The sequence below is a fragment of the Falsirhodobacter deserti genome, from assembly GCF_004015795.1.
Taxonomy (GTDB): domain Bacteria; phylum Pseudomonadota; class Alphaproteobacteria; order Rhodobacterales; family Rhodobacteraceae; genus Falsirhodobacter; species Falsirhodobacter deserti.
On record NZ_ML137218.1, the window covers coordinates 524,616 to 548,969 of the forward strand.

Genomic DNA, 24,354 nt, shown 5'->3' on the forward strand with positions numbered 1-24,354 from the left:
CTCGGATGCTTAGGCTAGGCTTTTGGGCAGACCCGGAAAACCGGGCAGGCAGTGACAGGCAAATTCCATGACTGAGATGGTTCATGGCGCGATTCCCGCACGGGCGTCGGAGCCGGTTCTTCCGCGTTGGTGGCGCACGATCGACAAGTGGTCCTTGACCTCCATCTTCGTACTGTTCGGGATCGGACTGCTGCTGGCGCTTGCGGCCTCGGTTCCGCTGGCCACGCGCAACGGCCTGCCGCCGTTCTATTACGTGGAACGCCAGATGTTCTTCGGCGGCATGGCGATGATCGCGATGGTCGCCATTTCCATGATGTCGCCGGACATGATACGCAGGCTGGGTGTTGTGGGCTTTGCCGCCGCTTTCATCGCGCTGATCTTCCTGCCGATCGCGGGAACCGATTTCGGCAAGGGCGCCGTGCGGTGGTACAGCCTCGGCTTCGCCTCATTCCAGCCGTCCGAGTTTCTGAAGCCGGGGTTCATAGTCGTGACGGGATGGCTGATGGCCGCCAGCCAGGACATCAACGGCCCGCCCGGAAAGCGCATCAGCTTCCTGCTGCTGTTCGTGATCGCGGGCTTTTTGTCCATGCAGCCCGACTTCGGGCAAACAGCGCTGATCCTTTTCGGGTGGAGCGTGATCTATTTCGTGGCCGGCGCCCCGATGATGCTGATCGGCGGGTTCATCGGTGCGATCGTGTTCGCGGGCACGCTGTTCTATGAAAGCTCGGAACACTTCGCGCGTCGGATCGACGGCTTCCTGAACCCTGAACTGGATCCGCGCACGCAGCTTGGCTATGCCGCGAACGCCATCATCGAGGGCGGGTTCTTCGGCGTGGGCGTGGGCGAGGGGCAGGTGAAATGGTCGCTTCCCGATGCCCATACCGACTTCATCATCGCGGTTGCGGCTGAAGAATACGGCCTGATCCTCGTGCTGTGCATCATCGCGCTTTATGCCACCATCGTGGTGCGCAGCCTTCTGCGGCTGATGAAGGAGCGTGACCCCTTCATTCGCCTTGCCGGAACCGGCCTTGCCTGCATCTTCGGCGTTCAGGCCATGATCAACATGGGCGTGGCCGTGCGCCTGCTGCCCGCCAAGGGGATGACGCTGCCCTTTGTCAGCTATGGCGGATCGTCGGTCATCGCCGCTGGCATTACCGTTGGCATGTTGCTTGCGCTGACCCGGTCCCGGCCGCAGGGACAGATCGGCGACATCCTGTTCAACAAGCGGAGCCGCTGATGACGGATGCACCGGAACCACCCCTCCTGCTGATTGCGGCCGGGGGGACTGGCGGGCATATGTTTCCCGCACAGGCGCTGGCCGAGGCGATGATCGCCAGAGGCTGGCGCGTAAAGCTTTCCACCGATGAACGCGGTGCCCGCTATGCCGGCAACTTCCCAAAGGCGGTGACGATCGAACAGGTGGCCTCGGCCACCTTTGCGCGTGGCGGTGTGGTGGCGAAGGCGGGCGTTCCGCTGCGTATCGCGCGGGGTGTCGCGGCGGCGCTTTGGGCGATGCGAAAGGACCGGCCCGCTGTGGTCGTGGGGTTCGGGGGGTATCCGTCCATTCCCGCGCTGACGGCTGCCGGCATCCTGCGCCTGCCGCGCATGATCCATGAACAGAACGGTGTGCTTGGGCGGGTGAACCGGATCTTTGCGCCGAAGGTGAACCGCATCGCGTGCGGCATCTGGCCGACGGATCTGCCGCGTGGCGTCAAGGGCATCCACACCGGCAATCCCGTGCGACAGGCGGTTCTGGATCGTGCCGGTGCCCCTTATGTCGCGCCGGACGGGGTGCTGCATGTGCTGGTCATCGGCGGCAGCCAGGGCGCGCGCGTTCTGTCGAAGGTGGTGCCTGACGCGTTCGGCCGCCTGCCGCGCCCCATGCGCGAGCGTCTGCGCATCAGCCATCAGGCCCGCGCCGAGGATGCCGAGGCCGTTACCCGATCCTATCGCGACAGCGCGATACAGGCAGAGGTCCGGCCATTTTTCGACGATGTGCCCGAACGTATCGCGCAGGCGCAGCTTGTCATCTCCCGCTCTGGCGCGAGTTCCATCGCCGATATCACCGTGATCGGGCGGCCCTCTGTGCTGATCCCCTTTGCCGCCGCCGCGGGCGATCACCAGACCGCCAATGCCCGCCCGCTGGTGCAGGGGCGGGCTGCTTCCATCCTGCCTGAAGCACAGCTTGATCCGATCACCCTATCCGAACACATCACCGCCATCCTGAACCAGCCCGAGGCCGCGCGCGGCATGGCCGCCAATGCCCTTGCGCTTGGCCGTGCCGATGCCACCGAACGCCTGGTGGAGGTGGTCGAAGACCTGAGGACGAAATGAACGCCGCAACCAAACTTCCGGGCGAACTTGGCCCCATCCACTTCGTCGGCATCGGCGGCATCGGCATGTCCGGCATTGCAGAGGTGCTGATAACGCTGGGCTATGTCGTGCAGGGATCGGACGCGAAGGCGTCCAAGATCACCGAGCGGCTGGTCGGCCTTGGTGCCACCTTCTTCGAAGGCCAGCGGCCCGAGAATATCGGCGATGCTGCGGTTGTCGTCATCTCCTCCGCCATCAAGAGGGGCAATCCGGAGCTGGAGGAGGCGCGCCGCCGCCAGCTTCCCGTGGTGCGCCGGGCCGAGATGCTGGCCGAACTGATGCGCCTGCGCTCGAACATCGCCGTGGCCGGCACGCATGGCAAGACCACGACCACGACCATGGTCGCTACGCTGCTGGACAAGGGCGGCTTCGATCCGACCGTCATCAATGGCGGCGTGATACACGCCTATGGCTCCAACGCGCGGGCCGGGGCGGGCGAATGGATGGTGGTGGAAGCGGACGAGAGCGACGGCTCGTTCAACCGTCTGCCCGCGACCATCGCCATCGTGACCAATATCGATCCCGAGCATATGGAGCATTGGGGAAGCTTCGACGCGCTGCGCAAGGGCTTCCACGACTTCGTATCGAACATCCCGTTCTATGGCCTGGCCGTCTGCTGCACTGACCATGCCGAGGTGCAATCGCTGGTGGGGCGCATTGCTGACCGGCGCATCGCCACCTTCGGGTTCAACGCGCAGGCCGATGTGCGGGCGATCAACCTGCGTTACGAGAACGGCGTGGCACATTTCGACGTGGCCCTTCAGGCCGAAGATACTGTGATTGAAGGTTGCACGCTGCCGATGCCGGGCGATCACAACGTGTCCAACGCCCTCGCCGCCGTGGCCGTGGCGCGGCATCTTGGCATGAAACGCACCGAGATCCGCGAGGCGCTGGCCGCGTTCGGCGGCGTCAACCGCCGCTTCACCCGCGTGGGCGAGGTGAACGGCGTCACCATCATCGACGATTACGGCCACCATCCGGTGGAGATCACGGCCGTGCTGAAAGCCGCACGTCAGGCCACCAAGGGCCGGGTGATCGCCGTGCACCAGCCCCACCGCTTTTCCCGGCTTCACAGCCTGTTCGAAGATTTCTGCACCTGCTTCAACGAAGCGGACGTGGTCGCCATCGCCGAGGTTTATGCCGCTGGCGAGGAGCCGATCGAGGGGGCGGGCCGCGACGATCTGGTGGCGGGGCTGATCGCCCACGGTCACCGCCACGCCCGGGCCATCCTGTCCGAGGATGATCTGGAACGGCTGGTCCGCGAACAGGCGCGACCGGGTGACATGGTGGTTTGTCTTGGTGCGGGCACCATCTCGGCTTGGGCGAACAACCTGCCGGGACGGCTCGGATGATTCCGGCACTGGTCATCGCGGGCCTCTGGTTCGCCGCGGCACTGGCGCTTTGCGGCCGGGCCACGGCGCCGGCCGCCTGGGCCCTTGCGGCGACAGGCATCCCGATGTTGGGCTTGCTGACATGGCAGGGTGGCCCCTTGCCGGGGCTGGTCGGGCTTGGCGGCGCGCTTTTGCTGTTGCTGCGCACGGTCCGTCAGCGGGCACGGAGGGAACTGCGATGACCATGCCCGAGGTGCGCGGCACCCTGACACCCGATCGTTCGATGGCGGACCTGACCTGGCTGCGTGTGGGCGGGCCGGCCGATTGGCTGTTCCAACCTGCGGACGAAGCCGATCTGGCCGCTTTCCTTGCGGCCTTGCCTTCTGATGTGCCGGTGTTTCCGATGGGTGTCGGATCAAACCTGATCGTGCGCGACGGCGGGTTGCGGGCGGTGGTGATCCGGCTGGGGCGCGGGTTCAACGGCATCCGCATCGAAGGCGACCGTGTCATCGCGGGTGCCGCCGCGCTTGACGCGCATGTCGCCCGCAAGGCGGCCGAGGCCGGACGGGATCTGACATTCCTGCGCACCATTCCCGGCAGCATCGGCGGCGCGGTGAAGATGAATGCAGGCTGCTATGGCAGTTACGTTGCCGATCACCTGATCGAGGTGCGTGCCATCACGCGGGCAGGGGAGGCGGTGACGATTTCCGCCGCCGATCTGAACCTGCAATATCGCCAGTCCGACATCCCCGACGGCTGGATCGTGATCGAGGCGACATTCCGCACGGCCGAAGGCGATCCGCAGGGTCTGGCCGAGCGGATGGCGGACCAGCTTGCCCGCCGCGATGCCAGCCAGCCTACAAAGGATCGCAGCGCCGGTTCCACCTTCCGCAACCCTGTCGGTCATTCCTCTACCGGACGGGCAGATGACACGCATGAGTTGAAGGCCTGGAAGGTCATCGACGATGCCGGAATGCGCGGTGCGACCCTTGGCGGCGCACAGATGAGCGAGAAGCATTCCAACTTCCTGATCAATACCGGGCAGGCTTCCGCCGCCGATCTGGAGAATTTGGGCGAACTTGTCAGAAAGAGGGTTTCCGAAACCTCTGGTCTTGAGCTACAGTGGGAAATCATGAGGGTCGGAGAACCCTCTGAAAAATAATGAAGTGTTAGCATCTGGTTAACAGATGTAACCCGAGGCAGTGATATGGCGGGCATGTCTGGCAGGGCATTCCGCAAGGTTGCAGTTCTGATGGGCGGCCCCTCGGCCGAGCGCGAGGTGTCTCTTGTCTCCGGGCGCGCATGCGCGGCAGCCCTGCGGGAAGCAGGATATGAGGTGGTCGAGCTTGATGCCGGCCCCAACCTTGCTGCACAACTTGTGGATATCGCGCCCGACGTTGCCTTCAACGCCCTTCATGGCCGCTGGGGAGAGGATGGCTGCGTTCAGGGCATCCTTGAATGGCTGCGTATTCCTTACACCCATTCCGGTGTTCTCGCCTCGGCGCTTGCGATGGATAAAAGCCGCGCGAAGGACGTTTACCGGGCGGCCGGCCTTCCGGTGGTGGAAAGCGTGATCGCGGATCGTGCCGCGGTGGAAGCGGCGCATGTCCTGCCGCCGCCCTATGTGGTGAAGCCGAACAACGAAGGCTCCTCCGTCGGCGTCTATATCGTGCACGAGGCTGCGAACGGCCCTCCGAAACTGTCGGACGCGATGCCAGGCAGCGTGATGGTCGAAACCTATGCACCCGGCCGGGAACTGACGGTCAGCGTGCTGGGCGACCGGGCGTTGTGCGTGACCGACATCGTCACGACCGGCTGGTATGATTATGATGCGAAATACACGGCGGGCGGGTCGCACCACGTCTGCCCGGCGCAGGTTCCCGACCCGATCGCGCAGGCCTGCCGCGACCATGCCCTGCGGGCGCATGAAGTCCTTGGTTGCCGCGGGTTGAGCCGGACCGACTTCCGCTGGGACGAATCGCGCGGCCTTGACGGGCTGATCCTGCTGGAAACCAACACCCAGCCGGGTATGACGCCCACTTCCCTTTCGCCCGAACAGGCTGCGGAATGCGGCATGTCCTTTGCCGATCTTTGCGACTGGCTGGTGAGGGATGCGGGATGCAATCGGTGAACCGCCCCCCACGCCGCGATCCGGCCCCAAGCCGGTTGAATTACCGCCTGCAGCGGATGATGCTGACACCGCTTTACCGCAAGTTGCTGCGGATGGGGCTGCCGGCACTGCTGGTGGCGCTGGTGCTGGCGATCGTTCTTGGCAGTTCCGACCGACGCGCCGCGATTGCCGGTTCCTTTGCCTCGGTGATCGAGGCGGTGCAGCAGCGGCCCGAATTCATGGTGAACCTGTTCCAGGTGGAAGGCGCATCGCCCATGCTGGGTGAAGGCATTCGCCGCATGTTGGACCTGAAACTGCCGCAAAGCTCTTTCGATCTGGACCTGCCGGGGCTGAGGGAGCGAATCATGACGCTGGACGCGGTCAAGGATGTGCAGCTTCGCGTGGAAAGCGGCGGTGTCCTGACGGCAGAGGTGACCGAGCGCGTGCCGGTGACCGTATGGCGGTCGGCCGCGAATGTGGAACTTCTGGATGAAATCGGCCACCGCGTCATGCTGATCGCCGAACGGAACGACCGTTCGGACCTGCCGCTGATTGCAGGGCGGGGCGCGAACAAGGCTGTCCCCGAGGTGCGGGCCCTTTTCGCCGCCGCCGCGCCCATCATGCCGCGCGTGCGCGGCTTCGTACGCATGGGCGAACGTCGCTGGGATATCGTTCTGGACCGCGGGCAGCGCATCATGCTGCCGGTGGAACAGCCCGTTGCCGCGCTGGAACGGATCCTTGCGCTGGACAAGGCGCAGGACCTGCTGGCCCGCGACGTGATCGTGATTGATTTCCGACTGAAAGAACGCCCCGTGCTTCGACTCGCGCCGCATGCCGCCGCCGAGCTTCGCGCCGCACGCGGCCACAAATGACGCGAGGGCACCGATGACCGACCTCTACCAGTCCCAGCGAGCGATGCGGAACATGCGCCGCGCGGCGATCCAGCGCGGGGTCATCGCGATCCTTGATGTCGGATCGACCAAGATCGCCTGCCTGATCCTGCGCTTTGACGGGCCGGACCGGCTGCATGACCATGACGGCGTGGGCAGCATGGCGGGGCAAAGCCAGTTCCGCGTCATCGGGGCGGCCAGCACCCGGTCGCGTGGCGTCCGCTTTGGCGAAATCAGCGTGATGAACGAAACGGAGCGTGCGATCCGCACCGCCGTTCAGGGTGCACAGAAGATGGCCAATGTGCGGGTCGATCACGTCATCGCCACCTTCTCGGGGGGGGAGCAGCGCAGCTATGGCCTTGCGGGTGAGTGGGAGCTGCACGACAGCGTCGTGACCGAACAGGACGTGGCCCGCGTGCTTTCGGCCTGCGATGTCCCCGATATCGGGCAGGGGCGGGAGGTGATGCACGCCCAGCCGGTGAACTTCGCGCTGGATCACCGTTCTGGCCTTGGCGATCCGCGGGGCCAGATCGGCAACCGCCTTGCCTGCGACATGCACATGCTGTCGGTGGATGCCAGCACGATCCAGAACCTGCTTTACTGCATCAAGCGCTGTGATCTGGAACTGGCTGGCATCGCCTCGTCAGCCTATGTCTCGGGCATCGCCAGCCTTGTGGAGGACGAGCAGGAGCTGGGCGCGGCCTGCATCGACATGGGCGGTGGGTCTACCGGCATTTCCATCTTCATCAAGAAGCACATGATCTTCGCGGATTCGGTGCGAATGGGGGGCGACCACGTCACCTCCGACATCTCCAAGGGGTTGCAGATCCCGCTGGCGCAGGCCGAAAAGATCAAGGCCACGCGGGGCGGCGTTTATGCCACGGGGATCGACGACCGGGACATGATCTCCATCGGGGCGGACACGGGCGATTGGGACAAGGACAGCCGCACCGTCAGCCGGACGGAACTGATCGGCATCATGCGCCCCCGCGTCGAGGAGGTGCTGGAAGAGGTTCGCGCCCGCCTGGACGCCGCCGGCTTCGATCACCTGCCCAGCCAGCAGATCGTGCTGACCGGCGGGGCAAGCCAGGTGCCGGGGCTGGACGGACTTGCGGCGCGCATTCTTGGCCAGCGCGTCCGTCTGGGCCGCCCGCTGCGGGTGCAAGGCCTGCCGCAGGCCATCACGGGCCCGGCCTTCGCCTCGGCTGTGGGGCTGTGCCTGTTCGCCGCCCACCCGCAGGACGAATGGTGGGATTTCGACATCCCGAGCGAGCGTTACCCCGCCCGATCGCTGAAACGGGCGCTGCGCTGGTTCAAGGATAACTGGTGACGAAAAGGCGGCGGGATGCCGCCGATAGGCCTTAAATTTAACCGTATCGTGGCCTGAAAGGCCTTTTGGGGATGACGTTGGATGCCTGCACCGATAGGATCGGATACAAAGCAGCGGATTGGTGCCCCCGAATGGCGCCGCGGAATTGAACACAGGCGGAAAACAATGCGTCTCACCTTGATGAACGACCAACAGGAAGAACTGAAGCCGCGCATCACCGTGTTCGGGGTGGGGGGCGCTGGCGGCAATGCTGTCAACAACATGATTGAACAGCAGCTTGAGGGCGTGGAGTTCGTGGTTGCGAACACCGACGCGCAGGCGCTGCAGCAAAGCAATGCCCAGGCCAAGATCCAGATGGGCATGAAGGTGACCGAAGGTCTGGGCGCAGGCGCGCGCCCCTCGGTCGGCGCAGCCGCGGCTGAAGAAACGATTGAAGAGATCGTGGACCATCTGGCCGGCGCGCACATGTGCTTCATCACTGCCGGCATGGGCGGCGGCACCGGCACGGGCGCAGCGCCCATCATCGCGCAAGCCGCGCGCGAACTGGGCGTTCTGACCGTTGGCGTTGTTACCAAGCCCTTCCAGTTCGAAGGCAACAAGCGGATGCGCCAGGCTGACGAGGGGATCGAGGCCCTTCAGAAGGTCGTGGATACGCTGATCATCATTCCGAACCAGAACCTGTTCCGTCTGGCCAACGACCGCACGACCTTTACAGAAGCCTTCGCGATGGCCGACGACGTTCTGTATCAGGGCGTGAAGGGCGTGACGGACCTCATGGTGCGTCCGGGCCTCATCAACCTCGACTTTGCGGACGTGCGCGCCGTGATGGACGAGATGGGCAAGGCCATGATGGGCACGGGCGAGGCCGAGGGCGACGAGCGCGCGAAGATGGCCGCCGAGAAGGCCATCGCCAACCCGCTGCTGGACGAGGTGAGCCTGAACGGCGCGAAGGGCGTGCTGATCAACATCACCGGCGGCTACGATCTGACGCTGTTCGAACTGGACGAAGCCGCCGAGGCCATCCGCTCCAAGGTCGATCCGGATGCCAACATCATCGTCGGTTCCACGCTGGACACCACGATGGAAGGCCGCCTGCGCGTTTCGGTCGTCGCCACAGGGATCGAGGCTGTGAAGTCGCAAGCCGAAGCCACGCCGGCCCGCCGCCCGCTGTCGCAACCGCTGACCCAAGCCGCCCCGCAGGTTGAAGAACGTCCTGCGCCCGCGCCGCAACCCGCCGGGGCCGCTTCGCGTCCCGCACCACAGCCGCCGATGCAGCGTGCCGTGTTCGAACAGCCGCAGGACAACGCTGCCGAGGAAACGGACGAGCTTCCGCCCCCCGCCTATCGCGCGCAACCTACGGCACCCGCGCCGCAACCGGCGGCACCGCAGCCGCGCGTGCAGCGCCATGTGCCCCAACAAGTGACCGAGGATGCTTCCAGCTTCGTCGCTCCGCGCGGGCGTCAGGCTGTTGGCCAGCCGGGTTCGCCTTCGCCGGAAACGATGGCGCGTCTGGCCGCCGCCGTCAGCAAGGCACCGCCGCGTGGAACTGCCGCCCCGCGTCCGCAGCAACCCGCGCCCCGTCAGCCTGCACCGCAGGCCGAAAAGCCGCGCTTTGGGATCGGCTCGCTGATCAACCGGATGGCAGGCCACTCCGAACAGCCGCAGCCCGAACCGCGCCAGCAGCCGCGCAGCCAGCAGCAGGTCGCCTATGAGGAAGAGCAGGAACCGAACCCAGAGCAGGAACGGATCGAGATTCCGGCCTTCCTTCGCCGCCAGGCGAACTGACACTTCGAAACATTCTGACAAGAAAGCCCGGCGCATGCCGGGCTTTTTGTTGCTTATCAACGTCCTGCATGTGTCACACAGCGTCACAAAGAGTGAATTGAGGATGGGGCGAGGATTTCCTAATTAACATTCAGATCACGGCGCATGCGTCGGGAATGAAGGAAGGTTCGTCATGCAACGCACTCTGAAGTCCGCAGTCAGCTTCTCGGGTCTGGGCCTCCACACGGGGCGTCCGGTGCGTATGATCGTGCGGCCTGCCTCGGCGGATTATGGAATCTGGTTCCGCCGCACCGACCTGACGCTGGGCGATACGCTGATTCCCGCCCGCTGGGACGCGGTGATCCCCTCCAAGCTTTGCACGCTGCTTGAAAACCCGGAAGGGGCAAGCGTTTCCACGGTGGAACACGTGATGGCCGCGCTTGCGGGCTGCGGCATCCACAATGCCCTGATCGAGATTGACGGACCGGAAGTTCCGATCCTCGATGGTTCTGCCGCGCCCTTCGTGAACCGTTTTGTTGCTGTTGGTCTGCGCGAACAGCTGGTGCCCGTGCGTGCCATCCGCATCTTGGATACGGTTGAGGTGCGCGAGGGTGAGGCCGTTGCGCGGCTGGAACCGGCCGACATGCTGGAGATCAACTTCCAGATCGACTTCGTGGAAAAGGCGATCGGCCATCAGCAAAAGCGCCTGAACATGGCCAATGGGGCCTTCGTGCGAGAGCTGTGCGACAGCCGTACCTTCTGCCGTCAGGCCGATGTGGATGCGATGCGCGCCAACGGCCTTGCCCTTGGCGGTACGGTTGAGAACGCGGTCGTGTTCGATGGCGACCGCGTGGTCAGCCCCGGCGGCCTGCGCCACCCTGACGAGCCTGTGCGCCACAAGATGCTGGACGCCCTTGGCGATCTGGCGCTGGCCGGCGGCCCCATCCTTGGCCGTTATACCGGCATCCGCGCGGGCCATGCGATGACGAACCGCCTGCTGCGCGCCCTGTTTGCCCGCCGCGACGCGTGGCAGATGGTGGAGTGTGGCACCCATACCGGGCTGAAGCTTCCGGGCGTGGGCGTGGTGCGCGCCGATCTGCCTGCAGTGGCTTGAAAGGCGTTTTGCCACCCGGATTTTTCTGTGCTACGACATCCCGAACACCTCGCCCTGCCGCAAGGCCGGGCAGCGGGACAAGCACGAGGACAGGCGGAAGATGACAGGCAGGAAGTCAGGCAGGCAGTTCCTTGGCACGATGCTTGTGTTGGGGCTGTTGGCCGGATGCGGTGCCCGCAGCGAAGAAGACACGGCCGATCTGGAAAGCCTGACGGCGCAGCAGATCTTCGACCGGGGCGAAACGGCGCTGAACGAAGATAAGCCGGAACGCGCGGTCACCTACTTCTCGGGCGTGGAGCGGCTTTATCCTTACACGCAATACGCCAAGCGATCGCTGATCATGCAGGCCTATGCCTATCATCAGTCGCGGGAGTATGAGGACGCCCGCAGTGCCGCCCAGCGTTTCCTTGATTACTACCCTGCCGATCCGGATGCGGCTTATGCCCAGTATCTTCTGGCGCTGTCCTATTACGACCAGATCGACGAGGTTGGCCGCGACCAAGGCCTGACATTCCAGGCGCTGCAGGCGCTGCGCACGGTGATCGAACGGTATCCCGACAGCGAATACGCCCGTCAGGCCATGCTGCAATTCGACGTGGCTTATGATCAGCTTGCCGCGAAAGAGATGGAGATCGGCCGCTATTACCTGAAGCGGAAGAACTATACCGCCGCCATCAACCGCTTCCGTGCGGTGGTGGAGGAATATCAGACCACGAGCCACACGCCCGAGGCGCTGCACCGCCTGGTCGAATCCTATCTGGCCCTTGGCCTGACGGATGAAGCGCAAACGGCGGGTGCGATCCTTGGCTATAACTATCAATCATCGCCCTTCTATGACGACAGCTATCGCCTGCTGACGGGTGCGGGGCTGAACGCCCGCGATACGGGCGACAACTGGCTGTCCAGCATCTATCGGCAAACGATCCGGGGCGAGTGGCTGTAGGCCCTTTGGGGGAAGACCATGCTCCGCACGCTCGATATTCGGGACATGCTCATCATCGAGCGGCTTTCGCTGGCGTTTCAACCGGGACTGAACGTCCTTACGGGTGAAACGGGGGCGGGCAAGTCGATCATGCTTGATGCGCTTGGCTTCGTGCTGGGTTGGCGCGGGCGGGCGGAACTGGTGCGCGCCGGTGCCGCCACGGGCGAGGTGACCGCCGTGTTCGACCTGACGCCCGCCGTGCGTGCCGTGCTGGATGAAGCCGGCATCGCCGCCGAGGATGAGGTGATCCTGCGCCGCGTGAACCATGCCGACGGACGCAAGACGGCATGGGTGAACGATCGGCGTGTCTCGGGCGAGGTGCTTCGCGCCCTTTCCGATGTGCTGGTGGAACTGCATGGCCAGCACGATGATCGCGGCCTTCTGAACCCGCGCGGCCATCGGCTGATGCTGGATGCCTTTGCGCAGGTGGATGTGGGGCCGGTGCGGCGGGCATGGGTTGAACTTGGCCGCGCCCGCACCCGCCTGCAAGAGGCGGAGCGGGCGCTGGAAGCCATTCGCGCGGAAGAGGATTTCCTGCGCCACGCGGTTGCCGAACTTGACAAGCTGGACCCCCAACAGGGCGAGGAAGCGAGCCTCGATGCCCGCCGCCGCGCCATGCAGGCGGCAGAGCGGATTCGCGACGACATCGCCCGCGCCCATCAGGCGATGTCCGATCAAGGGGCCGAGGGGTTGCTGATCGACGCCACCCGCTGGCTGGAAGGGGCGGCGGACCGTGCCGAGGGGCGACTGGAACTGGCGATGGCCGCGCTGACTCGGGCCATGGTCGAACTGGGCGAAGCGCAGCAGGGTGTCGAGGATTGCCTGACTGCGCTGGATTTCAACCCGTCCGAGCTGGAGGCAATGGAGGAGCGGCTTTTCGCCATCCGTGCCCTTGCCCGCAAGCACAACGTTCTGGCGGACGAACTGGGCGAGTTTGCCGAAGGCCTTCGCCGCCGCCTTGCTGCGCTGGACGGGGGCGAGCGGGACATCGCCGCCCTGCGTCGCGCGGTTTCGGAAGCCGACATGGCCTATCGGAGCGAGGCCGAAGCGCTGACCTCCACCCGCCGGAAGGCGGCGATGCGTCTGGACAAGGCGATGGCTGCGGAACTTGCACCGCTGAAGATGGAACGGGCTGTGTTCGAAACGCTGGTCACCCCTGCCGATGCGGGGCCCGAAGGCGTGGATGCGGTGGCCTTCACCGTTGCCACCAATCCCGGTGCGCCTCCCGGCCCGCTGAACAAGATCGCCTCGGGCGGGGAGCTTTCGCGCTTTCTTCTGGCGCTGAAGGTGTGCCTGACGGGCGATACCCGCGATGTGACGATGATCTTCGACGAGATCGACCGCGGTGTCGGCGGGGCCACGGCCAATGCGGTCGGTCGCCGCCTGAAGGCGCTTGCCGAAGGCGGGCAGGTTCTGGTTGTCACGCACTCGCCGCAGGTGGCGGCCCTTGGATCCCATCACTGGCGCGTGGAAAAGCGGGTGAAGGGCGGAATGACCACATCCACCGTGGTGGGTCTGGACCATGACCAGCGGGTGGAGGAGGTGGGCCGCATGCTTGCCGGCGATACCGTGACCGAGGCCGCGCGCGAAGCTGCGCGCGACCTGCTCGCGGGTTAGGCGACCTCTGCGAACACCTTGCGAAGGGCGGAATCCAGCTTCTCGAACATCTCGTCCAGATGCGCAGGCGTGCAGATGAAAGGCGGGCAAAGAACGATGCTTTGCCCCAGCGGGCGGCAGATCAGCCCGTGATCGGTGCAGGTGTTCGCGATCCGCTCGCTGATCGAAAGATCGCCGGGGAAGGGGGTCTTGGTGTTCTTGTCCTTTACCGCCTCCAGAGCGCCCATCAGGCCCTTGCCGCGCCATTCGCCGATATTGGGGTTTTCGGCCAGCTTGGCCATGCCCGCCTCGAATCGCGGGGTCAGGGCGCGGACATTCTCGGCCAAGCCCTCGTTCAGGATCAGGTCGATGGCCGCCAAAGAAATCGCACAGCCGACGGGGTGACCGGATGCGGTGAATCCATGCGGAAACTCCTCTACGGCTTCGGAGGCGGCTTGCAGCCGGTCGGCCAGATCCGGCCCAAGGATGATCGCGCCCATCGGGAAATATCCGGCCGTCATGGCCTTGGAGGCGATGATCGCATCAGGCACGAAATCATAGGTCTGGCTGCCCCAGACATTGCCGGTGCGCCCGAAACCGCAAATCACCTCATCGGCGACAAGGGGAATGCCATATTTCCGGAGCACGGGCTGGATCGCCTGAAAATACCCGGTCGACGGCGGGATCACGCCGCCCGCACCCATCACGGGTTCGGCAAAAAAGCCGGCGATGGTGTCGGGGCCTTCCTTGATGATGGTCGCCTCCAGTTCCCGCGCAAGGCGCTGCGTGAACTCTGCCTCTGTTTCGCCCGCTTGGCCGAAACGCCAGAAATGGGGGCAACCGACATGGATGAAGCCCGGCAGCGGCAGCCCGAACAGCGCGTTGTAAGGCTTGCCCGTCATGGATGCCGCAACCGCAGTCACCCCGTGATAGCTGTTCACCCGCGTGATGATCTTGCGCCGCTGCGGATGCCCTTCCGCCGCACCAAGAAACCAGAGCATCTTGACCAGCGTGTCATTCGCTTCGGATCCGGAGTTGGTGTAGAACACCTTGCCGCGGGGGAAGGGCGAAACCTCCACCAGTTTTTCGGAAAGCAAGACCGTCTGGTCCGACATGCGCCCGAACAGGCTGTGATACCCGGGGAATCGGTCGAACTGCGCCTTGGCCGCTTCCGCCATCTTCGGGTGATCGAAACCGGCGACCATGTTCCAAAGGCCCGAATTGGCATCCAGATAGGATTTGCCGTTGGTATCGACCACATATGGCCCGGTGCCATGTGTCAGCACCACCGTGCCGCGTTCGTTGATGGTGGGAAGGTCGGTAAAGCCATAGAAAGTTGCGGCTTCGGCACGGGCGTCCCAGCTATTGGGGGCAGCGTCACGCATGGCAGGCTCCTTGATGTCGGCCCCAGCCTAGACCCGCGCCCGCAGGCTGGCAATGTCAGAGGCCAAGCCTGTCGCGCATCGCATACCATGTCATCGCGGTTGCCAGCAGCGGCGCGCGCAGGGCCATCCCGCCAGGAAAGCGCTGCTGCGGCAAGCGGGCCATCAGGTCGAAGCGTTCGGCTTGTCCGGCGACCGCCTCGGCCAGAATGCGCCCGGCCAGCGTTGCCATCGCAACGCCATGGCCGGAATAGCCCGATGCCGAAAGCACATTCGGGGCAACCCGCCGGAAACAGGGCATACGGTTCATCGTGATCGCCAGCGTGCCGCCCCACGCATAATCGATGCGGGCGTCCTTCAGCTGCGGATAAACCTCCAGCAACGGTTTGCGCACCGTCTTCACGATGTCGGGGAAGCGATAGCCATAGCTTTCGCCCCCGCCGAACAGCAGGCGGTTGTCATCGCTCATCCGCCAGTAGTTGACGACGAAGCGTGTGTCATGCGCCGCGATGGGTGCCATCAGCTTGTCCAGCGGCTCTGTCGCGATGATGAAGTTGTTGATGGGCATGACCCGCGCGGCGATGCCAGGTTCCAGCCCGCCAAGATAGCCGTTGCAGGCAAGGATCACGTGATCGGCCTGAACATGGCCGTGTTCGGTATGAACCGTGGTGCCGGCGATGCGCGTGACGGTGCTGCATTCGAATATCCGCGCCTGCGCCGCCTGTGCCAGCCCGAACACAAAGCTGAGGGGCTGGATATGCCCCGCCCCGTGATCGATATCGCCGCCTTTGAACACATCGGTGCCCAGCAGGGCGGCCAGTTCGGCCCCGTCCAGCGGGTGGATCTGGTCATACCCGTAATCACGCGACAGCTTTTCGGCATAGGCGTGGGAATAGGCAACCTCGGTCATGCTGCGGCAGCCATGGGCAATGCCGGGGCGGAAGGTGACGGGCATGTCGTGCCTGTTGATCAGCTGGCGCACCAGCGCCTTCGCTTCCTGTCCCAGATCCCACAGGCGGCGGGCGTCGGGCAGACCGACCATCGCCTCCAGATCGTCCTGTTCCAGCCGCTGCCCCGATCCGACCTGCCCACCATTGCGACCCGACGCGCCGAAGCCGAGGCGATGCGCCTCCACCAGCGCGACGTCAAAGCCCCGTTCGGCCAGATGCAGCGCTGCCGAAAGCCCGGTATAGCCCCCGCCGACAACGCAGACATCGGCCCGGACAGCCCCTTCCAGTCGGGGAAAGGGGGCCAGCGGCGTGGCCGTCGCCGCGTAATAGCTGGCGGGGTATTCGCCGGGCCGGTCGTTGGCGGTCAGCAGGTTCATACGTTCAGCAACAGGTGTTCGCGTTCCCAGGGGCTGATGACCTGCTGGAACTCCTTGTATTCGTTCCGCTTCACCGCGTCATAGAATTTGCAGAACACCTCGCCCAGAACCTCGCGCAGGGCCGCATCCTCCTCCAGAAGGTCAAGTGCGTCGCCAAGGGTATAGGGAAGGTCGGTCTCGCTCATATAGGCGCTGCCGATACATTCGGATCGCGGGGTCTGCTTTTCGATCAGGCCCAGATAACCGCAGGCAAGCGATGCCGCGATGCCCAGATAGGGGTTGCAATCCATCCCCGCCAAGCGGTTTTCCAGTCGCCGCCCCTCGGGGTCGGAAATCGGGATGCGCAGGCCGGTGGTCCTGTTGTCACGGCCCCATTCAAGGTTGATGGGGGCGGCGAAGTCGGGAACGTAACGGCGATAGCTGTTCACGTAAGGCGCCAGCAGCGCCACGGCACCGGGCAGGTGGTTCTGCATCCCCGCGATGAAATGCAGGAAATGATCCGATTCCTGCCCATGCTCGTTGGAGAAGATGTTGCGCCCCGTCGCGATATCCGTGACCGAATGGTGGATATGCATGGCGCTGCCCGGCTCCCCCTCGATTGGTTTGGCCATGAAGGTGGCGAAGCAGTCGTGGCGCAGGGCCGCTTCGCGGATCAGGCGCTTGAAGAAGAAGATCTCGTCCGCCAGCTTCACCGGATCGCCATGGGCAAGGTTGATTTCCACCTGCCCCGCACCGCCTTCCTGCAGGATGCCGTCGATCTCGAACCCTTGAAGTTCGGCGAAGTCATAGATGTCGTCGATGACCTTGCCATATTCGTCCACCGCGCTCATGGAATAGGCTTGGCGGCCGGCGGCGCGGCGGCCCGAACGGCCCATCGGCGGCATGACGGGCATGTTCGGGTCGATGTTCTTGGCCGTCAGGAAGAATTCCATCTCGGGCGCGACGATCGGCTTCCATCCCTTGTCGGCATAAAGCTGCACCACCCGCCGCAACACGTTGCGCGGGGCGGTCGGCACAGGCTCCCCCGTCTGGGTCACGGCGTCATGGATCACCTGAAGCGTGATGTCGGCCGTCCACGGTGCGGCGGTCGCGGTGGAATAATCGGGCTGCAGGATCATGTCCGGTTCGGTGAAGGATCCGGTGGGGTTGTCGGCCCATTCGCCCGTGATGGTTTGCAAAAAGATCGAGTTTGGCAGGAAGAAGCTGGTCTGCCGTGCAAACTTGGAGGCAGGCATCGCCTTGCCCCGCGCCACGCCCGCGATGTCGGAGAGGATGCATTCCACCTCGTCCAGTCGCCGGCCAGAGATGTAGTCGCGCGCGGCTTCCGGGATCCGGTCGGTCCAGTCGGACATGGCTTACCTCGGCTGAAGGAAGAATTCGGTGATACGGTCGGCCAGGCGGGCCGAATCCTTGGGCGCATTCATGCGCGCCTTGGCCTGCTGCAGCAGGGGGGACGGCACTGCACCTTCGCCGCGTGTCCGGATCAGCCCGTCCAGAAACGCGTTGCTGAATTCGGGATGGGCCTGAACCGTCAGGGCGCGATCCTCGTAGACCAGCGCGGCATTGGCGCAGAAATCCGAGGTGGCAAGAACCGTCGCCTCCTTCGGCGCCTCGACCACCTGATCCTGATGCCATGCGTTCAGGGTCAGGGTTTCATCGCCGAAGCGGTAATCCGTGGCCCCGACGGACCAGCCGCGATCGAATTTCTCCACCCGGCCACCAAGGGCCTGCGCGATGATCTGGTGGCCAAAGCAGATGCCGACGATTGGCACATGTGCCGCGAACGCGTTCCGGATGAAACGCTCCAGCGGCGGGATGAACGCGTGATCTTCATAGGCGCCGTGACGCGAGCCCGTGATCAGCCAGCCATCGGCCCGGCGCACATCATCGGGAAAGTCCATGTCGACCACCCGCCACGTGCGGAAGGCAAAGCCGCGCCCGTCCAGAAGGCGTTCGAACATTTCAGGATAGTCGCCCGACTCGGGCACAAGCTCCGCAGGTGCGTCGCCGGTTTGCAAGATACCGATCAGCATGGATAAGTCCGTGTTTGCTTCGCGCAGCCTAGGGCGCGCTTCGGGCGGTGTCAAAGCTTCCCGCCCCCCGCATCACCGGATGATCTGCGGTAAAATGCGCGGCCTGCGGCGGCGGGTTTCATTCGTCGGCAGGTGACGGTTCAGCCGCCGTCCGATGCGCCCGAAGGTCCATGTCAGCACCAGCGTCAGGCAGATGAAATAAAACGCCACGATCGGATAGGGTACGAAGGGATTGAACGTCCGGCCGGCGAAGTAACTTGCGTAATAAAGCGCATCCCCGCGCTGCTGGAACGCCGGAAAGCCCGAAAAGAAGACCAGCGTCGTGGCGTGGAACAGGAAGATCGCCTCGTTCGTATAGGCGGGCCATGCAAGGCGCAGCATTGTCGGCCACTGGATGCGCCGGAACCGCTGCCAGCCGGTGATGCCGTACGCTTCCGCCGCTTCCAGATCGCCCCGAGGGATGGAGCGGAGGGCGCCAAGGAAGATCTCTGCCGTATAGGCGGCGGTGTTGAAAAACAGCACCAGCGCCGCACCGGCCCATGCGCGGGTGACCCAATCCGTTCCCACATGCAGGTCGAACAGGCCCAGCGGCAGCGTCACCCCATCACGCGGCAGCAGCACCAGAAGCTGATAGGCCACGAAGAACTGGATGAACAAGGGCGAGCCGCGGAAGATGAAAACGAACCAGTCGCAGGGCTTGCGAATCCACGCGCTGCGTGCGCGCTTGCCAACCGCCAGCAGGGTGGCCAACGCGAAACCAAGCGCCAGTGCGATCGCCGCGAAATACACGTTCCAGATCAGGCCCGACCCGATCAGCGTGAATTGCTGGCACAGATCGTACCCTTCCCGCGGCAGCAGCCTTTCGCCGATACCAAGAGAGCGGAGGCCATAGGCTTGAATCGTTTCGAAACAGCTCATGCCGTGGCTCCGTTCTCGGCCATTGGCAGGCCGCGCCGCAGCCGTGTCATGATCCGGTCCAGAACCACTTCCGATACCTTGGTCAGCAGAAGATAGAAAACCAGAAGGCCAAGGAAGTACCAAAGCCGCCAGTCCGGATGCGGATAGCTGAAGGTCTGCGTTTTCATCGCGCCAAGCTGCTGCGCCCAGTAAACTACATCCTCGATCCCCAGGATGAACAGCAGCGGCGTGGCCTTGATCAGCACCATCCACAGGTTCGACAGGCCGGGCAGGGCGTAAACCCACATCTGCGGGATCAGGATGCGCCGGTTGATCTGCCGCGGCGTCATCCCGAAGCTTTCGGCCGTTTCCAGCTGTGCGCGCGGCACAGCCTGCATCGCGCCCGAGAGCACGTTTGCCGCAAAGGCGCCGAACACGATGGCAAAGGTGAACACCGCCAGCGCGAAGTTATAGATCTGGTGGATGGCTGGAGGGGCCGACCCGGGCGGGATCTTGGCTGCGGGGCAGGCGCGGAATTCGCCTGCCTGCCGGACGGGCTGGCTCAGATCCTCGCAACGCACGAAGTGGAACAGGTATTCCAGCCCCTGATCCAGCGCCACGATGAAGAACAGGAAGAAGACGATGTCCGGGATGCCCCGGACCATCGCCATATAGGTCTTGCCGATCCAGCGCAGCGGCGCGACATGCGAACGGCCCGCCACGGCGCCGCCGAAACCGAAGGCCAGCGCCACCGGCGCGGTCACGGCCAGCAGCACAAGAACCGTCAGGAACGAGCCATAGAAGGACATGTGCGTACCCGTGGTCAGGTAGCACGAAAGCCATTGCAGGCCTTCAAGGCTTTTGGGATCGGCGCAAAATGAAAACATCATGATCGGCGCGCGGTTGGCCGCGCGCCCCTGTTATCAGAACTGGGGGGCTTCTTCGCCGCCGAACCACTTTTGCAGCAGTTCGTTCAACGATCCGTCCGCCTTCATGGAATCGATCGCTTCGTCGAAGGTGGCCTTCAGTTCGGTGTCGGATTTGCGCAGGCCCATGCCGATGCCTTCGCCAAGTGCAATGGCCTCGCCGACCCAGACGAATTCACCGCCGGATTCATCGACCACGGGCTTGAGGTAATCGCTGTCGGCAAAAACGGCATCGGCCTCGCCGTTGCGAACGGCGGCAACAGCCTCGTCCGGGGTGGTGTATTCCAGCAGCGTCGCGTCCGTTTCCGCGATATGGCCTGCCTGGATCGTGTTGACCTGCGCCGATACGACACCGGTTGCGAAATCGGCATCCGGATCCATCGCGGCATAGGCCGAGGTGATGGCCGGGTAATAGCTGGCGGTGAAGTCGATCGCCTCGCGCCGTTCGGGCGTGATCGACATGCCGGCGACGATGCCGTCGAAGTTGCCCGATTGCAGGTTCGGGATCATGCCGTCCCAGTCGGTGGTCACCCACTCGCACGTGACTTCGGCGCGTTCGCACAGGGTGTCGAACAGCTCGATCTCGAAACCGTCGGGTTCGCCTGCATCATTGATGAAGTTGAAGGGGGGGTAGGCCCCTTCGGTTGCCAGCCGCACCACCTGCTGCGCCGAGGCGGCACCCCCGGTCAGTGCAAGAATGGCCGTGGTCAGGATCAGTTTCTTCATTGGTCGCTCCCTGTTGTGGTTTATCCGCCGGCCGAAAGAAATCCGCGAAGGCGGGGGGACTGAGGATTGCCGAACAGCGTGGCGGGATCGCCCTGCTCCTCGATCCGGCCCTGATGCAGGAAGATGACGCGATCCGAACAATCGGCGGCCATCTTCATGTCATGGGTCACTATGATCATGGTGCGCCCTTCATCGGCCAGCGCCTTGATCACGCGTACCACCTCCTGCTCCAGCTCGGGGTCGAGGGCGGAGGTCGGCTCGTCGAACAGCAGGGCGCGCGGTTCCATGCAAAGCGCGCGGGCAATGGCGGCACGCTGCTGCTGCCCGCCCGAAAGCTGGGACGGCCATGCATCGGCCTTGTCGGCAATGCCCACCTTGGCCAGATAGCCGCGGGCCTTTTCCTCCACCTCGGCGCGGGGGCGGCCCATCACGGTGACCGGCGCCTCCATCACGTTCTGCAGGATGGTCATGTGGGACCACAGGTTGAACTGCTGGAACACCATCGCAAGGTTCGTGCGGATGCGCAGAACCTGCTTGCGATCGGCGGGCTGGCGCAGAAGGCCGGCACCGCGCCATGCCACTGGTTCGCCTTCGAAGCGGATTTCACCGTCCTGGCTATCTTCCAGCAGGTTGCAGCAGCGCAGCAAGGTGGACTTGCCCGACCCGGACGACCCGATGAGCGAGATGACGTGGCCCTTGGGTGCCGTCAGGTCCACGCCCTTCAGCACCTCCAGATCGCCATAGGATTTGTGCAGGTTCCGGACCTCGATGACCGGAGCGGTGGGGATGGACGTCACGTGGCCTCGCCTGGTTTTTCGCAGATTAGGCGCGGGCCCCGTGCGATGCAACGCGCAAGGTCAGTCCTGCTGCACCTTCTGCCGGGCCAGCGCCGATTCCTGATCGGTGATGCCCATAAGGCTGGAAACCAGCCGGATCAACTGGTCTTCATGCGCGTCGCGCCCGCCATCGGCCAGCGCAACCGCCCAAAGCGCCTGCATCAGCGCATCGCGATCTTCCATTGGAACGGCATCTTTCAGCGCGCGGGTGAAGCGCACTGTGTCGGGGGCTTGCGCCTCAAGCTGTTCGGCCTGATGGCGAAGGGCGGCGGCATCTTCGGGCGAAAGGCCATGGCGACGGGCCAGAACCCGGTCGATACGGGCGATTTCCTGTTCCGAATACTGCCCGTCGGCCCGCGCAACGCGAACCAGAAGCGCGGCCAGCGCCAGCCGGCTGTCCGGTTCGGGCAGCCGTTGGTCGCTGGAGTCGGTGATGCGGCGAAGAAGCTGTTCGATCATGGGGATAATCATGGGCCTGCGCTGCAGGAAGTCTAGGCGAAAAGTCGTGACAGGCGTTTCGCCTCATCCCCAGTGCCCCACGGGGCGTTGATGATGAACATGCCCGAACCGATCATCTTGTGATCGGCCTTGGCCGCCGGAAACCGCACTTCGTGGCGCAGTGCATCGGGAAAACGCGCCGAAAGTTCTGCCAGCATGCCGATATGGGCGGCGTTGGTCAGCAGCGGATACCACAGGGCGATGATGCCCACATTCCATTTGCGCGCGATGTTTGCGATGTGGCCGGGGATCACGTCGTAATCGGTTTTCACTTCATAGGGCGGGTCGATCAGCATCAGGCCGCGGCGCGGTGTCGGGGGTGTCAGGGCAAGGGCGGTGGCGAACCCGTCCTTCTTGTGCACATGCGCATCCCAGATATGCACCACCTCGGACAGAAGGCGGTGTTCCTGCGGATGAAGTTCGGCCAGATGGATCGTGTCCATCTCGCGCAAGGTCAGCGCCGCCAGAAGGGGGGAACCGGGATAGGCCGCATCGCCCCACCGCGCCCGCGTTGCCGCAAGCCGCAGCCGATAGGGAGGGTCCGGTGCGAACGCGTCTTCCACGGCCATGATGCCCTTGGCAGCTTCGCCTGTCTTGACCGCTTCCTCGGCGTCCAGCCGATAAAGCCCGCGCCCCGCATGCGTTTCAATATAGCTGAGCGGTTTGTCCTTCTGCACCAGATAATCCAGCATGAAGCACAGCAGCGCGTGCTTCTGAACGTCCGCCAGGTTTCCGGCGTGATAAAGATGTTGATAGGACAGCATGGCCTGTCGCTAGCTTGTTGTGGGCGGGTGGGCAAGGAAACTTTGGGTGTGGTAACAAAGATCCTATTTTTCGGGTTCCTATGAGTGTAAAATTGCGCTAATGCCCCGGTTCACACTCTGAACCGGAAACACGTCCATGACAGACATCACAACAGACGCTGGAACCGGCACTGCGCAACCGCTGAACAAGCCGTCGCGCGTGCTGGCGGCAAGCCTTATCGGCACCACGATCGAGTTCTACGACTTCTATATCTATGCGACGGCGGCCGTGCTGGTCTTTCCGGTGCTGTTCTTCCCGAACAGCGATCCGATGACGGCGCTGCTGGCTTCATTCGCCACATTCTCGATCGCGTTCTTCGCGCGCCCCTTCGGCGCCATCGTGTTCGGCCATTTCGGTGACCGCGTCGGCCGCAAGGTGACGCTGGTGGCGGCACTGCTGACGATGGGCATTTCCACGGTCGTGATCGGCCTGCTGCCGACCTATGCCACCATCGGCGTCTGGGCGCCGCTTCTGCTGGCGCTTTGCCGGTTCGGGCAGGGCTTCGGCCTGGGCGGTGAATGGGGTGGCGCAGTCCTGATCGCGACGGAAAACGCCCCTCCGGGCAAGCGCAGCTGGTATGGTATGTTCCCGCAGCTGGGCGCGCCGGTCGGCCTGTTTCTTGCCTCGGGCGTGTTCTTCGTGATCCTGAACTTCGCCCCCGCCGGTGCGGATGCCCGCGTCTGGATCGCCGAAAGCGGCATCTGGCGCGCGCCCTTCCTTGCCTCTGCCCTGCTGATCGTGATCGGCCTGTGGGTGCGCCTGTCCATCACCGAAACGCCGGATTTCCAGAAGGCCATCGACAAGCAGGAGCGCGTGGCCGTTCCGCTGGCCGAGGTGTTCACCAATCACAAGCGCAGCCTGTTCCTTGGCACCTTCGTGGCGCTGGCGACCTTCGTGCTGTTCTATATCGGTTCGGCCTATCTGCTGTCCTATAACACCAAGGTCATCGGCATGCCGCTGCTGGAGGCGATCGAGATCCAGCTGATCGGCGCGATCATCTTCGGTCTGGCGATCCCGGTGGCGGGCAAGCTGGGCGACCGTTACGGCCGCCGCGCGGTTCTGACGGTGGTGACAATCGCCATCGCGGCCTTCTCGTTCGCGCTGGCACCGCTGTGGTCGATGGGGCCGACGGGGATCATCATCTTCGTGATCATCGGCATGGCGCTGATGGGCGTGACCTATGGTGTAATTGGCGCGGCGCTGGCAGCCCCGTTCCCGACGCGCGTGCGTTACACGGGCTCGTCGCTGACCTTCAACTTCGCGGGCATCTTCGGTGCCTCGCTGGCCCCCTATGCCGCAACGTATCTGCAAAGCAACTTCGGTCTGCACGCAGTCGGGTATTACCTTTGCGCTGCAGCCATCGTGACGCTGCTTTGCATCTGGGGTTCGCGCAAGGGCGAAGTCTGATCGCAGGAACTTCCAAGGAAAAGGCCGC

General features: G+C 64.2%; 23 protein-coding genes. 13 read left to right on the top strand and 10 right to left on the bottom strand.

All coding sequences use genetic code 11. The features are described 5' to 3' along the window. Positions 1 to 67 precede the first annotated feature (67 nt). The 12 genes from JX25_RS02670 (at position 68) to recN (ending at position 13,511) form a co-directional block, all read left to right on the top strand. Complete coding sequence (locus tag JX25_RS02670; RefSeq protein WP_128253566.1) at positions 68 to 1,237, top strand: peptidoglycan glycosyltransferase FtsW; 1,170 nt, start codon at positions 68 to 70, stop codon at positions 1,235 to 1,237. Then, on the top strand, positions 1,237 to 2,334 hold the full coding sequence (locus JX25_RS02675) for a UDP-N-acetylglucosamine--N-acetylmuramyl-(pentapeptide) pyrophosphoryl-undecaprenol N-acetylglucosamine transferase (protein WP_128253567.1): 1,098 nt from the start codon (positions 1,237 to 1,239) through the stop codon (positions 2,332 to 2,334). The genes JX25_RS02670 and JX25_RS02675 overlap by 1 nt, the downstream gene beginning before the upstream one ends. Then, the gene (gene murC / locus JX25_RS02680) at positions 2,331 to 3,725 is read left to right on the top strand and encodes a UDP-N-acetylmuramate--L-alanine ligase (RefSeq protein ID WP_128253568.1); all 1,395 of its coding nucleotides are present in this window, start codon (positions 2,331 to 2,333) and stop codon (positions 3,723 to 3,725) included. The genes JX25_RS02675 and murC overlap by 4 nt, the downstream gene beginning before the upstream one ends. Continuing rightward, positions 3,722 to 3,946, top strand: a complete 225-nt coding sequence (locus tag JX25_RS02685) for a DUF2484 family protein (RefSeq protein WP_128253569.1) — start codon at positions 3,722 to 3,724, stop codon at positions 3,944 to 3,946. The genes murC and JX25_RS02685 overlap by 4 nt, the downstream gene beginning before the upstream one ends. After that, entirely contained in the window at positions 3,943 to 4,866 is a 924-nt protein-coding gene (gene murB / locus JX25_RS02690) for a UDP-N-acetylmuramate dehydrogenase (RefSeq protein ID WP_128253570.1), read from the top strand. The genes JX25_RS02685 and murB overlap by 4 nt, the downstream gene beginning before the upstream one ends. 45 nt (positions 4,867 to 4,911) lie before the next feature. Beyond that, complete coding sequence (locus JX25_RS02695; protein ID WP_128253571.1) at positions 4,912 to 5,835, top strand: D-alanine--D-alanine ligase; 924 nt, start codon at positions 4,912 to 4,914, stop codon at positions 5,833 to 5,835. Next, positions 5,823 to 6,686: a cell division protein FtsQ/DivIB gene (locus JX25_RS02700; RefSeq protein ID WP_128253572.1), complete on the top strand. Its 864-nt coding sequence runs from the start codon at positions 5,823 to 5,825 to the stop codon at positions 6,684 to 6,686. The genes JX25_RS02695 and JX25_RS02700 overlap by 13 nt, the downstream gene beginning before the upstream one ends. 13 nt (positions 6,687 to 6,699) lie before the next feature. Next, positions 6,700 to 8,034: a cell division protein FtsA gene (gene ftsA, locus JX25_RS02705; protein WP_128253573.1), complete on the top strand. Its 1,335-nt coding sequence runs from the start codon at positions 6,700 to 6,702 to the stop codon at positions 8,032 to 8,034. 165 nt (positions 8,035 to 8,199) lie between these two features. Further along, a complete protein-coding gene (gene ftsZ / locus JX25_RS02710; RefSeq protein WP_128253574.1) occupies positions 8,200 to 9,819 on the top strand; it encodes a cell division protein FtsZ in 1,620 nt (539 codons plus the stop codon). Between the two features lie 172 nt (positions 9,820 to 9,991). Continuing rightward, positions 9,992 to 10,912 (top strand): UDP-3-O-acyl-N-acetylglucosamine deacetylase, encoded by a 921-nt coding sequence (lpxC, locus tag JX25_RS02715; RefSeq protein WP_128253575.1) that lies wholly within the window; start codon positions 9,992 to 9,994, stop codon positions 10,910 to 10,912. A 100-nt stretch (positions 10,913 to 11,012) separates the two neighbouring features. Continuing rightward, entirely contained in the window at positions 11,013 to 11,855 is an 843-nt protein-coding gene (locus JX25_RS02720; protein WP_128253576.1) for an outer membrane protein assembly factor BamD, read from the top strand. A gap of 18 nt (positions 11,856 to 11,873) precedes the next feature. Beyond that, positions 11,874 to 13,511 (top strand): DNA repair protein RecN, encoded by a 1,638-nt coding sequence (gene recN / locus JX25_RS02725; protein ID WP_128253577.1) that lies wholly within the window; start codon positions 11,874 to 11,876, stop codon positions 13,509 to 13,511. Here the strand turns inward: recN and JX25_RS02730 are convergent. The 10 genes from JX25_RS02730 to rlmJ all read right to left on the bottom strand — a co-directional run bounded on the left by JX25_RS02730 (position 13,508) and on the right by rlmJ (position 22,879). Beyond that, the gene (locus tag JX25_RS02730) at positions 13,508 to 14,875 is read right to left on the bottom strand and encodes an aminotransferase (RefSeq protein WP_128253578.1); all 1,368 of its coding nucleotides are present in this window, start codon (positions 14,873 to 14,875) and stop codon (positions 13,508 to 13,510) included. The two genes, recN and JX25_RS02730, sit on opposite strands and share 4 nt — an antisense overlap. 55 nt (positions 14,876 to 14,930) lie before the next feature. After that, positions 14,931 to 16,199 carry an NAD(P)/FAD-dependent oxidoreductase gene (locus tag JX25_RS02735; protein WP_128253579.1) on the bottom strand — a complete coding sequence of 423 codons (1,269 nt, stop codon included), beginning with the start codon at positions 16,197 to 16,199 and terminating at the stop codon, positions 14,931 to 14,933. Next, positions 16,196 to 17,551, bottom strand: coding sequence for a glutamine synthetase family protein (locus tag JX25_RS02740; RefSeq protein WP_128253580.1), 1,356 nt, complete (start codon positions 17,549 to 17,551; stop codon positions 16,196 to 16,198). The genes JX25_RS02735 and JX25_RS02740 overlap by 4 nt, the downstream gene beginning before the upstream one ends. Positions 17,552 to 17,554: 3 nt before the next feature. After that, positions 17,555 to 18,232, bottom strand: coding sequence for a type 1 glutamine amidotransferase (locus tag JX25_RS02745; protein WP_128253581.1), 678 nt, complete (start codon positions 18,230 to 18,232; stop codon positions 17,555 to 17,557). Between the two features lie 72 nt (positions 18,233 to 18,304). Then, a complete protein-coding gene (locus JX25_RS02750) occupies positions 18,305 to 19,150 on the bottom strand; it encodes an ABC transporter permease (RefSeq protein ID WP_128253582.1) in 846 nt (281 codons plus the stop codon). Beyond that, positions 19,147 to 20,016: an ABC transporter permease gene (locus tag JX25_RS02755; RefSeq protein ID WP_128255152.1), complete on the bottom strand. Its 870-nt coding sequence runs from the start codon at positions 20,014 to 20,016 to the stop codon at positions 19,147 to 19,149. The genes JX25_RS02750 and JX25_RS02755 overlap by 4 nt, the downstream gene beginning before the upstream one ends. A gap of 36 nt (positions 20,017 to 20,052) precedes the next feature. Beyond that, positions 20,053 to 20,781 (bottom strand): transporter substrate-binding domain-containing protein, encoded by a 729-nt coding sequence (locus tag JX25_RS02760; protein ID WP_128253583.1) that lies wholly within the window; start codon positions 20,779 to 20,781, stop codon positions 20,053 to 20,055. 20 nt (positions 20,782 to 20,801) lie between these two features. After that, positions 20,802 to 21,578, bottom strand: a complete 777-nt coding sequence (locus JX25_RS02765; RefSeq protein ID WP_277750066.1) for an ABC transporter ATP-binding protein — start codon at positions 21,576 to 21,578, stop codon at positions 20,802 to 20,804. 60 nt (positions 21,579 to 21,638) lie between these two features. Then, positions 21,639 to 22,076, bottom strand: a complete 438-nt coding sequence (locus JX25_RS02770) for a tellurite resistance TerB family protein (RefSeq protein ID WP_128253584.1) — start codon at positions 22,074 to 22,076, stop codon at positions 21,639 to 21,641. 32 nt (positions 22,077 to 22,108) lie between these two features. Then, a complete protein-coding gene (gene rlmJ / locus JX25_RS02775) occupies positions 22,109 to 22,879 on the bottom strand; it encodes a 23S rRNA (adenine(2030)-N(6))-methyltransferase RlmJ (protein WP_128253585.1) in 771 nt (256 codons plus the stop codon). Positions 22,880 to 23,015: 136 nt separating this feature from the next. Between rlmJ and JX25_RS02780 the strand changes: the two genes are divergently transcribed. Beyond that, a complete protein-coding gene (locus JX25_RS02780; RefSeq protein WP_128253586.1) occupies positions 23,016 to 24,326 on the top strand; it encodes an MFS transporter in 1,311 nt (436 codons plus the stop codon). Positions 24,327 to 24,354 lie beyond the last annotated feature (28 nt).

What these genes read in the sequence shown, in the direction of transcription:
- JX25_RS02670 (WP_128253566.1), top strand. Translation starts at nt 68, where the DNA reads ATGACTGAGATGGTTCATGGCGCGATTCCCGCACGGGCGTCGGAGCCG.
- JX25_RS02675 (WP_128253567.1), top strand. Translation starts at nt 1,237, where the DNA reads ATGACGGATGCACCGGAACCACCCCTCCTGCTGATTGCGGCCGGGGGG.
- murC (WP_128253568.1), top strand. Translation starts at nt 2,331, where the DNA reads ATGAACGCCGCAACCAAACTTCCGGGCGAACTTGGCCCCATCCACTTC.
- JX25_RS02685 (WP_128253569.1), top strand. Translation starts at nt 3,722, where the DNA reads ATGATTCCGGCACTGGTCATCGCGGGCCTCTGGTTCGCCGCGGCACTG.
- murB (WP_128253570.1), top strand. Translation starts at nt 3,943, where the DNA reads ATGACCATGCCCGAGGTGCGCGGCACCCTGACACCCGATCGTTCGATG.
- JX25_RS02695 (WP_128253571.1), top strand. Translation starts at nt 4,912, where the DNA reads ATGGCGGGCATGTCTGGCAGGGCATTCCGCAAGGTTGCAGTTCTGATG.
- JX25_RS02700 (WP_128253572.1), top strand. Translation starts at nt 5,823, where the DNA reads ATGCAATCGGTGAACCGCCCCCCACGCCGCGATCCGGCCCCAAGCCGG.
- ftsA (WP_128253573.1), top strand. Translation starts at nt 6,700, where the DNA reads ATGACCGACCTCTACCAGTCCCAGCGAGCGATGCGGAACATGCGCCGC.
- ftsZ (WP_128253574.1), top strand. Translation starts at nt 8,200, where the DNA reads ATGCGTCTCACCTTGATGAACGACCAACAGGAAGAACTGAAGCCGCGC.
- lpxC (WP_128253575.1), top strand. Translation starts at nt 9,992, where the DNA reads ATGCAACGCACTCTGAAGTCCGCAGTCAGCTTCTCGGGTCTGGGCCTC.
- JX25_RS02720 (WP_128253576.1), top strand. Translation starts at nt 11,013, where the DNA reads ATGACAGGCAGGAAGTCAGGCAGGCAGTTCCTTGGCACGATGCTTGTG.
- recN (WP_128253577.1), top strand. Translation starts at nt 11,874, where the DNA reads ATGCTCCGCACGCTCGATATTCGGGACATGCTCATCATCGAGCGGCTT.
- JX25_RS02730 (WP_128253578.1), bottom strand. Translation starts at nt 14,875, where the DNA reads ATGCGTGACGCTGCCCCCAATAGCTGGGACGCCCGTGCCGAAGCCGCA.
- JX25_RS02735 (WP_128253579.1), bottom strand. Translation starts at nt 16,199, where the DNA reads ATGAACCTGCTGACCGCCAACGACCGGCCCGGCGAATACCCCGCCAGC.
- JX25_RS02740 (WP_128253580.1), bottom strand. Translation starts at nt 17,551, where the DNA reads ATGTCCGACTGGACCGACCGGATCCCGGAAGCCGCGCGCGACTACATC.
- JX25_RS02745 (WP_128253581.1), bottom strand. Translation starts at nt 18,232, where the DNA reads ATGCTGATCGGTATCTTGCAAACCGGCGACGCACCTGCGGAGCTTGTG.
- JX25_RS02750 (WP_128253582.1), bottom strand. Translation starts at nt 19,150, where the DNA reads ATGAGCTGTTTCGAAACGATTCAAGCCTATGGCCTCCGCTCTCTTGGT.
- JX25_RS02755 (WP_128255152.1), bottom strand. Translation starts at nt 20,016, where the DNA reads ATGTTTTCATTTTGCGCCGATCCCAAAAGCCTTGAAGGCCTGCAATGG.
- JX25_RS02760 (WP_128253583.1), bottom strand. Translation starts at nt 20,781, where the DNA reads ATGAAGAAACTGATCCTGACCACGGCCATTCTTGCACTGACCGGGGGT.
- JX25_RS02770 (WP_128253584.1), bottom strand. Translation starts at nt 22,076, where the DNA reads ATGATCGAACAGCTTCTTCGCCGCATCACCGACTCCAGCGACCAACGG.
- rlmJ (WP_128253585.1), bottom strand. Translation starts at nt 22,879, where the DNA reads ATGCTGTCCTATCAACATCTTTATCACGCCGGAAACCTGGCGGACGTT.
- JX25_RS02780 (WP_128253586.1), top strand. Translation starts at nt 23,016, where the DNA reads ATGACAGACATCACAACAGACGCTGGAACCGGCACTGCGCAACCGCTG.